This is a genomic window from Nonomuraea sp. NPDC003201 (assembly GCF_053590415.1).
In genome coordinates, this window is record NZ_JBSFTC010000017.1 from 40,286 (window position 1) to 55,553 (window position 15,268).

Sequence of the window (15,268 nt, forward strand, 5' to 3'; positions counted from 1 at the left end):
CCCAGCCTTCCGAGTCGCACCCTCACCCGACCTTGGAGGGAACCTTAGATGCTCCACAGACGACACCCCCGGCACACTCCCACCAAGTTAGACACCCGCAGTGTCCGACTGGGAGCCAGCGCCATGGTCATGGCCGTCGTGCTGTCGGCGTTCGCGCTGACCAGGACAGACCGTGGCATAGCGATCCTCGGCCGGGTGGTCGGCTTCCTCGAGTTCTACGTGGGCGTGATGGCCCTGGTGACCTTCACCGCGACCGTCGCGCTTGGCATCGTCACCACCGAGCGGGTCTTCCTGTCCCCGGTCAACCGGGTCAGGTCGCAGCTCGCCCACAAGGCCTTCGGCCTTCTCGGGATGATCTTCCTGATCACGCACATCTCCCTCATGATCAGCCTGGGCCACGTGCCACCGGGCGCGGCGGTCGTCCCGATCGCCGGAATCAACAAGGGTCTCGGCATCCTGGCCTTCGACATGATGATCGTGGCCGTGGCCACGGGACTGCTCAGGAGGCGCTGGGCGGCGAAGGCCAGGCCATGGATGTGGCGGGTGATGCACTCGGTCGCGTACCTGGGCTGGCCCGTCGCCATCATGCACGGCCTGACGGCCGGCCGTCCGCCGGCCGGCTGGGTGGCCTGGTCCTACGTGGCCAGCATCGCGGCGGTCGGCGGAGCGCTGGTCATCCGCGTGCTGGCCACGGCCTTCCGTCCGCCGGTCACGCTCGAGAAGATCCAGGGGCCGGCGGTGACCAACCCCGCCGCCATGGGCGTACCCGCCGAGCAGCCGCAGAAGGTCGCAGCGGGGAACGCCGCCGCCGCGGCAGCCGCGGCAGCGGCCGCGGGCCCTGGCCCGGCCCAGAGAAGGAACGCACCGGTAAGCCTCGCCGACGCGCGGCGCAGGTATCGGGAGGCCGGATGAGACCGCCTCAGGAGACCCGGTTGACCCCAGCAACCCGACAGGAGCGATCGTGATTCCGGCCCGAGTGCCGCGGGTCTTACGGATGGGTCCGGCCCGGCTGACCGCCGGGCTGGACCAGACCCGCCGACTGGACCTGCCCGCCCACCGCACCCTCCACGGTTCCCCCAAGCCGCGCGACCTGGACCAGCTCATCTCGATGGCCAACGAGGTGGACATGCGCGGCCGGGGCGGCGCGGCGTTCCCGTTCGCGCGCAAGCTGCGGGCCGTCGCCGACGCGGTGGGCTCGAGCGGCGAGTGCGTCGTCCTCATCAACGGCGCCGAGGGCGAGCCGGCCAGCTCCAAGGACGCCATGCTGCTCACCCGCAACCCCCACCTGGTCCTCGACGGCGCCGTGCTGGCCGCCGAGGCGCTCGGGGCCCGCGAGGTGGTTCTCGCCACGGCCGGCGGCGAGGTCGCCGAGGCGTCCGTCAACGCCGCCGTGGACGAGCGCCGGGCAGCGAACGTCGCCGGCGGCGCGGAGAGCCGCATCCCGATCCGGGTGGTCGGGATCAAGGAGCGGTTCATCTCCGGCGAGGGCGGCGCGCTCGTCAACGCCGTCAACGGCGAGATAGGCATCCCGCCCGGCCGCAAGAGGCGCGCCGCGATCAGCGGCGTGGACGGGCTGCCGACCCTGCTGTCCAACACGGAGACGTACGCGCAGCTGGCCCTGCTGGCCGAGCTCGGCCCGGAGAGGTACGCCGAGGTCGGCACCCCCAAGGAGCCCGGCACCATCCTGCTCACCGTCAGCGGCGGCGCGGCCAACGGCGCGGTCATCGAGGCGCCGACCGGAACGTACCTGGCCGACGTGCTCGCGCTCACCGAGGCCGAGATCGGCGACGGGGTGCTCATCGGGGGCTACCACGGCGCCTGGCTGTCGGCCGAGGTGGCGCAGACGGCCGTGATCTCGCGCGAGGGCATGAAGCTCGCCGGCGCGACCCTGGGAGCCGGGATCATCGTCCCGCTCGGCGAGTCGACGTGCTCGCTGGGCGAGGCCGCCCGAGTCACCTCCTACCTGGCGGGCGAGTCGGCCGGCCAGTGCGGCCCGTGCCGGCTCGGCCTGCCGGACCTGGCCTGGGCCATGAACGCGCTGGTCGAGGGCAGCGGCTCCGTGGACGCCGTACGGCGCTGCGTGCGCGGCGTCGAGCGGCGGGGAGCGTGCTTCCACCCGGACGGCACGGCCAAGTTCGTGCTGTCGGCGCTGGACGCGTTCGAGAGCGAGATCGCACTCCACCTGGAGCACGGTTCGTGCGGCCGGCCGGTCCGCGGCGCGCTGCCGATGCCCGAGCCCGAGAAGGACTACGTGGAGTACCGGCTGGAGGTCGACTGGTCCCGCTGCGCGGGACACGGACTCTGCGCCCATCTGCTGCCGGAGTTCGTGGAACTGGACGACTACGGGTTCCCGTCGTTCAGGACCGTCCCGGGCTGGATGGCCAAGGAGGCGCGGCGCACGGTCGAGATGTGCCCCGCGCTGGCCCTGCGGATGGTCCAGACCACGGGAGACGGTCACGGTGGTCCGGCTCCGAAGCCGGCCGCCTCCCCGCTGCGGCTGGTCAAGGACGGAGCCCTCAAGAAGTCCGAGAAGAGCGGCCCGCCGCGGCTCACCCGGGTGGGGGGCGCCACCCCCAGGAGCGCGTTCGGAGGGAGCGCCGGCTGAGCCCTGAAGTGATGGAGATGTGACCAAACCTGGCGGGTCATCCGGACGTCTCACCGAGCGGCTCAACACCGATCACACGGAGGCGTCCATGGACCGCCGGGACTTTCTGCATGTCGCCGCGCTCGCCCCGCTGGCCGCCGCTGGGCGGTCTACCGGCACGTCCGTGCTCTCCGCCCCGCCGCCCAACTGGGCGAGGCTGCGGGGACAGCTGAAGGGCACGCTCGTGCTGCCGGGCGACGCCGGGTACGACACCGCGCGCCGCCTGTACAACCCCGCCTACGACCGGATCCGGCCGGGCGGGGTCGCTTATTGCGCGAGCGCGGCCGACGTGTCGGCGTGCCTGACGTTCGCGCGCACCGGCGGCGTGCCGGTCACCACCCGTTCGGGAGGTCACTCCTACGCGGGCTGGTCCACGGGCCCCGGGCTGGTGATCGACGTGTCCAGGATGAGCTCGGTCGCTTATGCGGGCGGCCGGGCCACGATCGGCGCGGGCGCCAAGCTGATCGACGTCTACGACAAGCTCGCCCGCCACGGCGTCAGCATCCCCGCGGGCTCCTGCCCCACGGTCGGGGTCGGCGGTCTCACACTCGGCGGGGGCATCGGCGTGGTGTCCCGGAAGTACGGGCTCACCTGCGACAACCTCCAGTCGGTACGCGTCGTCACGGCCGACGGCCGGACGCTGGACTGCGACGCCGCGCGCAACGCCGGCCTCTACTGGGCCAGCAGGGGCGGTGGCGGCGGGAACTTCGGCGTGGCGGTGTCCTTCACGTTCAGGACGTTCGCGGCGCGCGACGTCACGGTGTTCTTCCTGCACTGGCCGTGGGCCAAGGCGGGGGCCGCGGTCAAGGCGTGGCAGTCGTGGGGGCCTTCGGCGCCGGACGAGCTGTGGTCGTCGCTGCACCTGGGGCGCTCGGGCGGCGGCCTGGACGTCGCGATCGTCGGCACGTACGTGGGCGGCAGGCCCGCGCTCGACCGGCTGCTGGCCCCGCTCGTCGGCAAGATCGGGCAACCCTCCTCCCGCTCGGCCCGGACGGTCCCCTATCTGGACGGCATGAAGATCATGGGCGGCTGCGCGGCCATGTCGATCGCCGAGTGCCGGCGGATGCCGCGGGAGGCGTTCGCGGCCAAGTCGCACATGGCGTACCGGAAGCTGCCGGCGGACGGCGTGCGGGCGCTGGTGGACGGGGTGGCGCGCGGCGGGCGGCACTCGGTGCTGCTGGACGCCATGGGCGGGGCCATCGGGCGGGTCGGTCCGGCGGACACGGCGTTCCCGCATCGGGCGGCGCTTTACAGCGTGCAGTATTACGCGGAGGGGACGGATCGGCGGTGGCTGCGCGGGCTACATTCCGACATGTCCCCATTTTTCGGGGATCATGCTTACGTTAATTACATCGACCCTGATTTGAGTAATTGGCGGAATGCGTACTACGGGCCCAATGCGGCCCGGCTGGCCGAGGTGAAATCCACGTACGACCCCGGCCGGCTGTTCCGGCTGCCCCAGGGCATCTAGATCTGTCCGCGTACGTACACCGGCTCCCCCTCCTTCACCATGTTGAACACGCGCACGGACGTCGACAGCGGCATGCGTACGCAGCCGTGCGAGGCGGGCCTGAGCGGCACCTCCGTCGAGCCGTGCATGGCGATGCCGCCGACGAAGTAGAGCGAGTTGAACATCGAGCCCAGCAGGCCCGTCGTCCAGCCGGGCGCCTTCCTGGTCACCCGGAAGTCGCCCACCGGCGTGACCGCGTTGCCGCAGTGGCCCTTCTCGCAGTACTGCACCTCGGCGCCGGTGGAGACGTGCGTGACCAGCACCGGGCGGTTGTCGCGATAGATGGTGAGCAACTGGCGGGTCAGGCTGATCTCGATCCGGTCCGCGCCGCCCTGCGGCACCAGCGGGCGCAGGCCCTTGCTCCGTCTGAGCGCCGCCCACGTCTTCGGCCCCACCTCGCCCCTCGGCACCATCCCCCTGCTCTTGTGCAACCCCCAGACCGCGTACCTCGTCTGCTCGTCGTAGACGCCGTGCGCCTGGCCGAAGTAGAAGCCGCCGTCGTGCAGGCGCCGCTGGAGCTGCCTGACCATCTCGCCCCGGTCGCCCGGCCGCAGCACACCGATCTTCCCGGCGCGGGCGCCCTTGACGCCCTTGACGCCCTTGACCACCCGGACCTGCTTCACCGGCTCCGGCACCGTCTCCACCGCCGGGTCCGGCATCACGTCCGGCACCGCTTCCACCGCCGGGACGCCCGTGTCGGTCTGGACGCCCGGGTCCCCCTGCGGGAGCTCGTCCGCCAGAGCGGGCGCCGCGGCCAGCAGCGGCAGAAAACATCCCGCGGCCAGCGCCGCCATTCCCCTTATCCTCATAAATCGACGCGTACCCAGATCGCCGATAATTCACATCCAACGGGAGGTTTTGTCAAGCAAAGTCCGCGAGAATATCAATTCCGGTAAATACCGGCATTTCCGCTTTATTCGCTATTCGATCACGCGTCGCGGTACCGGAGGAGCAGACCGCCCCCCACGAGGGAGGCGGCGGACCACGCGGCGAGGACGCCGAGGCCCTCCCACGGTCCGATGGGGAGGGACACGAGATCCACGGTCGTCTGGACGGCCAGCCCGGCGTTCGTCGGGGACAGCGTCCACAGGAGCCGCCGCACCTCGGGGTCCGCGACCATGAGGATCGCGACCGGGAACACGTACAGGAGCCCGATCACGACCCCGGAGGCCGCGGCCGAGTCGCGGACGGCGGTGGCCAGGCCGAGGCTGAGCAGCGCGATCAGCACCAGGTAGAGGACCGAGCCCACGGCGGCGCGCAGGGTCGGCCCGTCGGCCAGGGACAGCGGCGGGTAGCCGTGCGCGGCCGTGAAGCCGCTGCCCGGCAGCAGGAGCCGCCCCGCCAGCACGGACCCGAGCACCGCGAGGATCCCCGCGCCCAGCGTGAGCCCGCCGACCACCACCGCCTTGGCGGCCAGGGCGGTGGCCCGGCGCGGCATCGCGGTGAGGCTGGTGCGGATCATGCCGGTGCTGTACTCGCCGCACACCGCCACCACGGCCAGCAGCGCCACCATCGCCTGGCCCAGCTGGACCCCGACGAGGCTGATCCTGGCCGCGTCCTGCCCGCAGCCCGCCGTCGCGCAGGACACGACGGCCGCCGCGAGGGCGCTCAGGGCCACGGTCAGCACGACCGCCCCGGCCAGCAGCCACCCGGGCCCCGCCACCGTCCGCAGCTTGGTCCACTCGGCGTGTATCTCGCGTCTCATACGTCCCTCCGGCGCAGCCGGTGGGCCGCCAGGGCCAGGGCGAGCGCGGCGTACGCGCACAGGACCGCGAACCCCGCCCAGGGCGGCAGCGGGAAGAAGCCCTCCGCCGGGGCGAACCGGGCGGTCATCTGCTCGTACGTGACCGTGCTCTGCTGGATCGCGAAGCCCGCCGCCGGAGTGAGCCGCAGCAGCCACCGCGCCACCTCGTCGGGCAGCAGCGACGCGGTCGCCAGCAGGTACGGGACGACGATCGCCACGATGGCCGCGATGACGGCCACCGCGCTGCGCCGGAACAGCGACCCGAGAGCGAGCGCGAAGACCGCCACCACGGCGAGCAGCGCGGGGGTCCCGGCGATCATCCGCAGCCCGGTGAGCGGCGCCAGCGGCGCGAGGATGTTGCCGTTGCCCGCCAGGAGAGCCCGTCCGACCGGCACCGTGACGGCGGCGGCGACCAGCCCGAAGACGAAGACCGCCACGGAGATCACGACGGCCTTGGCCGCCAGCGCCCGGCCGCGCCGCGGGGCGGCCAGCAGGGTGGTGCGGATGAGCCCGCGCCGGTACTCCGCGGTGACGAACGACACCGCGACCACGATGGCGACGACCAGCCCCGCCAGCACCCCCGTCAGGACGCGCTCGGCGGGCATGCCCTCCAGGGCCGGCGCGATGTCGCCGACTCCCGTGACCCTGAACGTGTCACCGGAGCGCGTGAGCCCGCCCGGGTGGTGCGGGGTGCCGTCGACCTCGAGCGTGACGCCGATGTCGTCGCGGGTCCACGTGCCCCCGGCCGCCACACCCCGCACGCTGACCTGGTCCATGTCGGCGGTGACCTCGGCGAAACGGGAGGCCGTCGCGGCCCCGCCGATCACGTTGGAGGTCACGGTCAGGTCGCCCGGAGAGGCCGCGAACAGCCCGACGCGGACCCTCCCGGTCGCCATCCGGGCGGTGCCCACCCTGGTCCACCGCGAGCCGTCGGCCGACTCCTCGCCGACGATCGTCTCGCCGGTACGGGTCAGCCGCAGCCACCGCGGAGCCCCGCCGGGCCGCCCCGCCACGTCCTCGGTGAAGTCGTGCTGCATCCGCACCCCGTGGCTCCCGGTGACCATCACCGCCGCGTACGCGGCTCCCTGGCGGACGCTCTGCTTGATCATGACCCCCGCCTTGGCCCACGGCGTGACGCCGGGGACGACGTTCCGGACGCCGGGGGTCACGTCGGGCTTGCGGAGCTGCCCGGTCAGCTTGTTCACGCGTACGGTGATGCTGCCGTCGCCGTCGAGCTGCTGGTGCACGAAGTAGAACCGGTCCTCCACGGCCTCGCCGCCGGGCCCGGTCGGCGGCGCGGGACAGGGCACCTCGATCGGCCCGTTCATGCAGGAGGAGCGGCTGCCCGTCGCGAAGAGCACCCCGAGCAGGACGATGAGCAGCGTCGTCAGCGTCAGGCCCGCCATCCAGCCGCGTACCGTGCGGAGTTTGGTCCACTCGGCCCGCAGCAGCTGCGCGAAGCCGTCGCGCCCGGCCCGCAGGCCCGAGCGGTAGGGGGTCACGGCGGTCATCGCGCCGCCCCCTTGAACTCGACCGCGTCCCTGGTGAGGTCCAGGTACGCCTCCTCCAGCGACGCCCGGTGGGCCGCCACCTCGGAGAACGGCACCGCCCGCGAGGCGAGCAGCCGCACGATGTGCTCGGACGCCAGCCCGGAGACGACCAGCGTGTCGCGATCGATGACGGTCACGGTGCCTCCGGCCGCGGCCAGCACCGACATCGCCTCCGGACGCGCCTGCGTACGCAGCGTGACCCGGTCCCGTGAGGCGGTCGCGATCAGGTCGGCCACGCTGGTGTCCGCGACGACCCGGCCCCTGCCCACCACCACGAGATGGCCGGCGGTGTCCTGGAGCTCGCTCATCAGGTGACTGGACACCAGCACGGCACGCCCCTCCGCGGCCAGCGACCGCAGGAAGCCCCGGATCCACACGATGCCCTCGGGGTCGAGGCCGTTGAACGGCTCGTCCAGCATGAGCACCGGCGGGTCGCCGAGCAGCGCGCCGGCGATGCCGAGGCGCTGGCGCATGCCCAGCGAGTAGCCGCCCGCCCGGCGCCGGGCCGCCGGCGTCAGCCCGACCTGCTCGATCACCTCGTCCACCCGCCCGGCGCCCAGCCCCTGGGAGTGGGCCAGCCACAGGAGGTGGTTGCGCGCGGTGCGGCCCGGCTGCAGCGCGGCCGCGTCCAGCAACGCGCCGACGTGGCTCAGCGGGCTGCGCAGGCTCGCGTACGGGCGCCCGCCGACCAGGGCGTGGCCCTCGTCGGCCGCGTCCAGGCCGAGCACCACCCGCATGGTGGTGGACTTGCCCGCGCCGTTCGGCCCGACGAACCCGGTGACCTGGCCGGGCAGCACGGTGAACGTCATCCCGTCCAGCGCCCGGGTCTGGCCGAACCGCTTGCGCAGGCCGCTGACTTCGATGGTTGCTTCCACGGCAGGCAGACTAGGCAGCGGGCCGGGCCCGGGTCGTCACGCGGCGGAGCGATCTGCGGCGTCACTGGCGCCAGCTACGCCTCGTCCCTCTTACGAGGGATGCCACAATTGCCCGCGCCCGGGACAATGACCTGGTGGAACGAGTGCAGGACCGGAGGTGGAGCCGTATCGTCGCGGTGCCTCTCGCGTGGGCGCGCCGGATCGGGGCGGCCGTGCCGTACGGTCCCGCCGCGGCCCGGCAGCTGCCGATCGTGCTCGGGGTGGCCCTGGCGGTGCTCGCGGTGGCCGAGTCGGTCGTGCAGTCCGGGAGCGCGCCCGCGCTCTCGGAGACCGTGAGCGCGCCGGTGGGCGGTCAGCCCGTGAGCCCCGACGCGCTGCCATCGGCCGGTGACGGCGCGGCTCCGCTGCTCCTCATGGTGTTCCCCCTGCTCGCGCTGGCCACCACGCTGCCGCTGCCCCTCCTGTGGGCCCAGCCGTCCTTGGCGGCGCTCCTGGCGACCGGGGCGGGCGCGCTGTCGGTCCTGGCCTTCCACACGCTGACCGTGGCGGGCGCGGCGGCGCAGCTGATCGCCGGTTACCGGGCCGGCCGCCTCGGTGCGCCGGCGGCGGCCGTGCTCCTCGCGGTGCCGTACCCGGTGCTGGCGGTGGTGATCGGGCCCGGCGAGCGCGTGCGGGCGCTCACGCTGCTGCTCGCCTGCCTGGCCCCGGCGCTGGCGCTGGCCGGGATCGCCGTACGGGCCCGGCGCCGGGCCCGGGCCGACACCGCCGCCCGGCAGGTCATGGCCGACAGCCTGGTCGAGCACACCGCCCGCGGTGAGCGCGCCCGCATCGCCCGCGAGCTGCACGACGTGGTCGCCCACCACATCTCCATGGTCGCCGTCCAGGCGGAGACCGCCCGGCTGGCCGTCCCGGGCATGCCGGAGGCGGGCGCGGAGCGGCTGCTGGCCATCGGCGACACCGCGCGGGCGGCGCTGACCGAGATGCGGCGGCTGCTCGGCGTGCTGCGCGAGGACGCCGAGGCCGATTCGGCCCGGCACCCCCAGCCCGGGCTGCGCCTGCACGAGCTCAACGAGCTGCTCGACGGGTCGCGCGAGGCGTCGGGGACGACCACCCGGCTCGTCCTGCGGGGCTCGCCGGTGGAGCTCGATCCCGGCGTGGAGCTGGCCGCGTACCGGATCATCCAGGAGGCGCTCACCAACGCGCGCCGCCACGCGCCCGGGGCCGCCGTGGACGTGGAGCTCGACTACACCGGCCCCGACCTGCGCCTGCTCGTCCGCGACAACGGCCCGGGGCCGTCGGACACGGAAAAGGGAGGACACGGCCTGTCCGGGATGCGGGAGCGGGCCGCGGCCGTCGGCGGCGAGCTCCGCACGGGCCCCGCCCAGGGCGGCGGGTTCCTCGTCGAGGCCCGCCTGCCCGGACGGGACGAGGAGGGCGGATGAGCGGGCCCGGCAGGCTCAGGATCGTGATCGCCGACGACCATCTGGTGGTGCGGACGGGGTTCGCCGAGTTGCTCGACACCCAGCCGGACTTCGAGGTCGCGGGCACCGCCGCCGACGGGGCCGAGGCGGTGCGGGTCTGCCGCGAGCTGTCCCCCGACGTGGTGCTCATGGACGTGCGCATGCCGGTCATGGACGGCATCGAGGCCACCAGGCGCCTCAGCGGCGGGCCGAGGGTGCTCATCCTGACCACGTTCGACCTGGACGAGTACGTCTACGACGCCCTGCGCGCCGGAGCCAGCGGCTTCCTGCTCAAGGACGTCACGGCCGAGCGCCTCTTCGACGCCGTACGCGTGATCGCCGCCGGCGAGGCGCTGCTGGCCCCGGCCGTCACCCGCCGCCTCATCAGCGAGTTCGCCCGCATGGGCGGCCCGGGGCCGGCGGCGGAGGCGCTGTCCGCGCTGACCCCGCGCGAGACGCAGGTCCTGCGCCTGGTCGCCGAGGGCCTGTCCAACCCCGAGATCGCGGCCAGGCTGGTGGTCACCGAGGAGACGGTCAAGACCCACGTGAGCCGGGTGCTGAACAAGCTCGGCCTGCGCGACAGGACCCAGGCCGTCGTCATGGCGTACGAGACGGGCCTGGTCGTGCCGCGCGGCCGGACGTGAGCGTCAGAAGTCGAACTTGTCGATGTTGTCCTTGTTGAACACGGTCGGCTTGCCCAGCAGCACCTCGCCCTTGGCCCCGATCGTGTACTCGCCGAGCTTGCCGGCCTTGAACTTCTCCCCTTCGGCCCCGGTGATCTGCCCCGACGCCAGCGCCGCCGCCGCGTACGAGGCCAGGTAGCCGAGGTCGGCCGGGTTCCACAGCTCGAACGCCTCGATGGTGCCGTCCTTGACGAACTTCCTGAGCTGGTTGGGGGTGCCGAGCCCGGTCAGCTTGACCTTGCCCTTGGACGGCGAGTCCGACAGGTAGCGGGCCGCCGCGGCGATGCCCACGGTCGTGGGCGAGATGATGCCCGCCAGGTCCGGGTACGAGCGCAGCAGCCCCTGCGTCTCGGTGAACGACTTCTGGTCGTCGTCGTTGCCGTAGGCGACCTTGACCAGCTCCATGTCCTTGTACTCGGGCTTCTTGAGCTCGTCCTTCATGAAGTCGATCCAGGTGTTCTGGTTCGTCGCGTTGGGGGTGGCGGAGAGCACGGCGATCTTGCCCTTGTGCCCGATCTGCTCGGCCAGCAACTGCACCTCGGTCCGGCCCAGGTCCTCGGGGCTGGCCTGGTTGACGAACACGTCGCGGCCCTCGGGAGCGGTGTCGGAGTCATAGCTGACGACCTTCACCCCGGCGGCCCTGGCCTGCTTGAGCGCGGGCACGACGGCGTTGGGGTCGTTCGCGGAGATGACGATGGCGTCCTGCTTCTGCTGCATCAGCGTGTTGATGTAGGAGACCTGCGAGGACGCGCTGGCGTCGGACGGCCCGACCTCCTTGCCCTCGCCGCCGAACTCCTTGGCGGCCGCGATCCCGCCGCCGTCAGCGATCGTGAAGTAGGGGTTGTTGACCTGCTTGGGCAGGAACGCGATCTTCAGTCCCTGCTTGAGCGGGGCGTTGGGATCCACGGCCGGGGCCGAGGACGCGGCGGCCGTGGCGGAGGCGGAGGACTGTTGTGCCACGTCGCTCTTGGTGGTTCCGCCGCAGGCGGCCGTCAGCAGGACGAGTCCGGCGAGGAGCGCCGTCGGCCGCCAAGGGGTGCGCGTTGTCATGAAACGGACTTCCCTTCCACTTGTGGTGAGGTGCGCCGCCGCCATACCGCCCCCAGGTTCGGCGCCAGCACGGATGCGACGAGCAGCAGGCCCGTCACGAAGTTCAGGACCTCGTTGGCCACGTCGGCGAGGATGAGCGCGTTGCGCACGACGCCGAGCAGCAGCACCGCCATGAGGACTCCGGGCAGCGTGCCGCGACCGCCGAAGATCGACACGCCGCCGAGCAGCACGGCGGCCACCACGGCCAGTTCGAGCCCGACGCCGTTGTCCGCCCTGGCGCTGGCGTAGCGGAACGTGTAGACGAGCGAGGCCAGCGACGCCATCACCCCGGAGGCCACGAACAGCCAGAACTTGATCCGCTTGACCCGGACGCCCGCGAAGTAGGCGGCCTCCACGTTCGAGCCGAGCGCGACGATCGAGCGGCCCAGCCCGGTCGCGTGCAGCAGCGTGGCCGCCACCACCGCCAGCACCCCGACCAGCACGGACGCCAGCGGGATCGGGCCGATGGACGCGGTGGCCAGGCTCGTGTACGCGGGCGGCAGGTCGGCCACCGCCTGGTCGCCCAGCATGACGTACGCCAGGCCGCGGAACAGCGCGAACGTCCCGATGGTGACCGCCAGCGAGGGCAGGCCGAGGCGGGTGACGAGCAGCCCGTTGAACGCGCCGCACAGGGCGCCCACCAGCAGGCAGATGGGCATGATCGCCTCGATCGGCAGCCCCGCGTTCCAGAGCCAGCCGAGCACCGCGCACGACAGGCCCAGCGTGGAGGCCACCGACAGGTCGATCTCGGCCGCCACGATGACCAGCGTCATGGTCAGGGCCATGAGGGCGATCTCGGTGGTGTCGAGGAGCAGGAAGGAGACGTTGGACCCGTTCGCGAACCCGTCCACGCCGAGCGAGGCCCAGACGCTCACGCCGACGAGCAGCACGAGGATGAGCCCCTCCCAGCGGCGCGCCATCCGAGCGAGATCAGCTGCCATCGGCGGTCCTCCCGGGAGCGGGATCGGCGGGATCCACAGGATCGGCGGGGTCTGGGCGGTCGTCCGGTTCGGCGGGGTCGTGGAATCTGCGGCGGCGCAGGGCCGCGGCGACGCGGAGCGCGAGCACGCGGTCGAGGACGATGGCGGCCAGCAGCAGGGCGCCGTTGATGGCGGTCTGGGCGAGCGCGTCCACCCGGAGCACGGCCAGCGCGCTGGTGATGCCGGTCAGCAGGAGTGCCCCGAGCGCCGCCCCGTACACCGTGCCGCTGCCGCCGAAGATGGCCACCCCGCCCACCACGACGGCGGCGATCACGTCGAGCTCCTTGCCGGTCGCCACGGTGGCGTCCACGGTGCCGAAGCGGGCCGCCCACATGACCCCGGCCAGCCCCGCCAGCGCCCCGTTGGCCACGAACGCCGCGACGATCCTGCTTCGCACCCGGATCCCGGCCAGCACGGCCGCCTCGGGGTTGGAGCCGATGGCGTACAGCTCGCGGCCGGCGCGCAGGTTGCCCAGCATCCACCCGACCGCCAGCAGCACGACCAGGGCGACCAGCGCGAGCAGCGGCACGCCGAGCACCGAGCGCGTCCCCAGGGACAGGAAGCCGTCGGGCATGTCGGCCGCGTTCACCTGGCGTCCGCCGGCCCAGGCGAAGTCGATGCCGCGGAAGGCGTACAGGGTGCCGAGGGTGGCCACCAGCGCGGGCACCTTGGCCGCCCCGACGAGCAGCCCGTTGACCGCCCCGCACAGGGCGCCGAGCACCACGCAGCCCGCGATCACGACCGGGATCGGCACGCCCGGGTGGTCGGCCAGGATCAGCGCGCCACCGAACGCCGACAGCCCCACCACGGAGCTGACGGACAGGTCCACGTTCCTGGTGATGACCACGAGCGTCTGGCCGACGGCGAGCATGGCGACGATGGCGGAGTTCAGCAGGATGTCGCGCAGGCCGGCATAGGTGAGGAAGGACGGGTTGACGGCGCCGGTGACGCCGAAGAGGAGGCCCAGCGCGACGACGATGCCGAGCTCGCGCACCCGCGCGACGCGGTCCACGAGCCGCCGCCCGCCGTTGCGCCGCACGGGCTCGGTCCTGGTGGCGGTGGCGGTCACGCGCGGCTCCTTCCGGTGGCGGTCACGCCGGGCTCCTTCCGGTGGCGGTCACGCGCGGCTCCTTCCGGTGGCGGCGGCCATCACGCTCTCCTCGGTGGCGTCCGCGCGCGGGATCTCCGCGGCCAGCCGCCCCTCGTGCATGACCAGCACCCTGTCGGCCATCCCCAGCACCTCGGGCAGCTCGGACGAGATCATCAGCACCGCCACCCCGCTCGCCGCCAGCTCCGACAGCAGCCGGTGCACCTCGGCCTTGGTGGCCACGTCGATCCCGCGGGTCGGCTCGTCCACGATGAGCACCGACGGCCGGCGCGCCAGCCACTTGGCCAGCACGACCTTCTGCTGGTTGCCGCCGGACAGCACGTTCACGGCGTCCGTCAGCCGCGCGAACTTCAGCCGCAGCCGCACCGCCCAGTCCCTGGCCCGCTCCCGCTCGGCCGCCCGGGAGACCAACGGCCCCCGGCGCACGTCGGCCAGGCCGGCGAGCCCGATGTTGCGCTCGATGGACAGGTCCATGACGAGGCCCTGCTGCCGCCGGTCCTCGGGCACCAGAGCCAGCCCCGCCGCCATGGCCGCCGTGGGGCTGGCGGGCCGCAGCCGCCTGCCGTCCACCTCGACGCTCCCCGCGTCCCACCGGTCGATGCCGAACACGGCCCTGGCCACCTCGCTGCGCCCGGCCCCGACGAGCCCGGCCAGCGCGACGATCTCGCCCCGCCGCACCTCGAAGGACACGTCGGTGAAGACGCCCTCGCGGGTGAGCCGGCGCACCTTGAGCGCGACCTCGCCGGCCTCCGTCTCCCGCTTGGGGAACAGGGCCTCCAGCTCCCTGCCGACCATGCGGCGTACCAGGTCGTCGGGGGTGATGTCGGCGACCAGGTCCTCGGCCACGTACGCGCCGTCACGCAGGGTGGTGACCCGCCGGCACAGCTCGAAGATCTCCTCCAGCCGGTGCGAGATGAACAGCAGCGCGCAGCCCTGCGCGCGCAGCGTGCGGGCCACGCCGAACAGCCGGGCGACCTCCGTGCCGGACAGGGCGGCGGTGGGCTCGTCCATGACGAGCACCCGCGCCTGCCGTGAGAGCGCCTTGGCGATCTCCACGAGCTGCTGGTCGGCGATCGACAGGCCGCGGGCCGGCTGGTCGGGGTCGAGGGGCACGCCGAGCCGCTCGAACAGCTCGGCGGCGCCGGCGCGCATGGCCCGCCGGTCGATGCCGAGGCGGCCGCGGGGCTGGCGGCCCATGAAGATGTTCTCCATGACCGACAGGTCGGGAAAGAGGGTCGGCTCCTGGTAGATGACGGCGACCCCGGCCCGCTGCGCGTCCGCGGGCCCGCCGAACTCCACCGGCTCGCCGTCCAGCAGGATCCGGCCCGAGTCCGGCCGGTGCACGCCGGACAGGATTTTCACGATCGTCGACTTGCCCGCGCCGTTCTCCCCCGCGAGCGCGTGCACCTCGCCGGGGAAGAGGTCGAGAGAGACCTCGCGTACGGCGCGCACCGCACCGAACGCCTTGCTGACCTGCGAAAGGGATAGAACGGGAGTCTCATTCATTGCCGCACTCCCGGCAAAATCGTTTTAAGCGGTGGGAGGACGGTAAATCAGCGAGTGGCGAAGCGTCAATGCCTGGCTATTACAAGATTCCCAAGCACCCTAAGTCGTTCGGAAATTGT

13 protein-coding genes are annotated in these 15,268 nt (G+C 72.8%); 5 read left to right on the plus strand and 8 right to left on the minus strand.

Translation table 11 applies throughout. The annotated features are described in order from the left end of the window. Positions 1–123: 123 nt before the first annotated feature. The 3 genes from ACWDX9_RS09965 to ACWDX9_RS09975 all read left to right on the plus strand — a co-directional run bounded on the left by ACWDX9_RS09965 (position 124) and on the right by ACWDX9_RS09975 (position 4,115). Positions 124–912 carry a hypothetical protein gene (locus tag ACWDX9_RS09965; RefSeq protein WP_449951258.1) on the plus strand — a complete coding sequence of 263 codons (789 nt, stop codon included), beginning with the start codon at positions 124–126 and terminating at the stop codon, positions 910–912. 49 nt (positions 913–961) lie between these two features. Beyond that, positions 962–2,605 (plus strand): NADH-ubiquinone oxidoreductase-F iron-sulfur binding region domain-containing protein, encoded by a 1,644-nt coding sequence (locus ACWDX9_RS09970; protein ID WP_364243883.1) that lies wholly within the window; start codon positions 962–964, stop codon positions 2,603–2,605. An 88-nt stretch (positions 2,606–2,693) separates the two neighbouring features. Continuing rightward, positions 2,694–4,115: an FAD-binding oxidoreductase gene (locus tag ACWDX9_RS09975; RefSeq protein WP_449951261.1), complete on the plus strand. Its 1,422-nt coding sequence runs from the start codon at positions 2,694–2,696 to the stop codon at positions 4,113–4,115. Here ACWDX9_RS09975 and ACWDX9_RS09980 read toward each other — a convergent pair. From ACWDX9_RS09980 to ACWDX9_RS09995, 4 genes are all read right to left on the minus strand, one after another. Beyond that, a complete protein-coding gene (locus ACWDX9_RS09980) occupies positions 4,112–4,948 on the minus strand; it encodes a L,D-transpeptidase family protein (RefSeq protein WP_449951264.1) in 837 nt (278 codons plus the stop codon). The two genes, ACWDX9_RS09975 and ACWDX9_RS09980, sit on opposite strands and share 4 nt — an antisense overlap. A gap of 134 nt (positions 4,949–5,082) precedes the next feature. After that, positions 5,083–5,859 (minus strand): ABC transporter permease, encoded by a 777-nt coding sequence (locus ACWDX9_RS09985; protein WP_449951266.1) that lies wholly within the window; start codon positions 5,857–5,859, stop codon positions 5,083–5,085. Then, positions 5,856–7,409 (minus strand): ABC transporter permease subunit, encoded by a 1,554-nt coding sequence (locus tag ACWDX9_RS09990; RefSeq protein WP_449951269.1) that lies wholly within the window; start codon positions 7,407–7,409, stop codon positions 5,856–5,858. The genes ACWDX9_RS09985 and ACWDX9_RS09990 overlap by 4 nt, the downstream gene beginning before the upstream one ends. Next, on the minus strand, positions 7,406–8,323 hold the full coding sequence (locus ACWDX9_RS09995) for an ATP-binding cassette domain-containing protein (RefSeq protein ID WP_449951272.1): 918 nt from the start codon (positions 8,321–8,323) through the stop codon (positions 7,406–7,408). Before ACWDX9_RS09995 ends, ACWDX9_RS09990 begins: the two co-directional genes overlap by 4 nt. Positions 8,324–8,457: 134 nt before the next feature. Between ACWDX9_RS09995 and ACWDX9_RS10000 the strand changes: the two genes are divergently transcribed. Both ACWDX9_RS10000 and ACWDX9_RS10005 read left to right on the plus strand, forming a co-directional pair. Beyond that, the gene (locus ACWDX9_RS10000) at positions 8,458–9,765 is read left to right on the plus strand and encodes a sensor histidine kinase (RefSeq protein WP_449951275.1); all 1,308 of its coding nucleotides are present in this window, start codon (positions 8,458–8,460) and stop codon (positions 9,763–9,765) included. Next, on the plus strand, positions 9,762–10,427 hold the full coding sequence (locus tag ACWDX9_RS10005; protein WP_449951278.1) for a response regulator: 666 nt from the start codon (positions 9,762–9,764) through the stop codon (positions 10,425–10,427). Before ACWDX9_RS10000 ends, ACWDX9_RS10005 begins: the two co-directional genes overlap by 4 nt. A 3-nt stretch (positions 10,428–10,430) precedes the next feature. Here the strand turns inward: ACWDX9_RS10005 and rhaS are convergent, their stop codons facing one another. Genes rhaS through ACWDX9_RS10025 form a run of 4 tightly spaced genes read right to left on the minus strand, consistent with a single transcriptional unit; the run spans position 10,431 to position 15,149 of the window. After that, a complete protein-coding gene (gene rhaS / locus ACWDX9_RS10010) occupies positions 10,431–11,516 on the minus strand; it encodes a rhamnose ABC transporter substrate-binding protein (protein ID WP_355190830.1) in 1,086 nt (361 codons plus the stop codon). After that, positions 11,513–12,496, minus strand: coding sequence for an ABC transporter permease (locus tag ACWDX9_RS10015; protein ID WP_449951281.1), 984 nt, complete (start codon positions 12,494–12,496; stop codon positions 11,513–11,515). Before ACWDX9_RS10015 ends, rhaS begins: the two co-directional genes overlap by 4 nt. Beyond that, the gene (locus ACWDX9_RS10020) at positions 12,486–13,604 is read right to left on the minus strand and encodes an ABC transporter permease (RefSeq protein ID WP_449951283.1); all 1,119 of its coding nucleotides are present in this window, start codon (positions 13,602–13,604) and stop codon (positions 12,486–12,488) included. The genes ACWDX9_RS10015 and ACWDX9_RS10020 overlap by 11 nt, the downstream gene beginning before the upstream one ends. A gap of 48 nt (positions 13,605–13,652) precedes the next feature. After that, positions 13,653–15,149, minus strand: a complete 1,497-nt coding sequence (locus ACWDX9_RS10025) for a sugar ABC transporter ATP-binding protein (protein ID WP_449951286.1) — start codon at positions 15,147–15,149, stop codon at positions 13,653–13,655. Positions 15,150–15,268 lie beyond the last annotated feature (119 nt).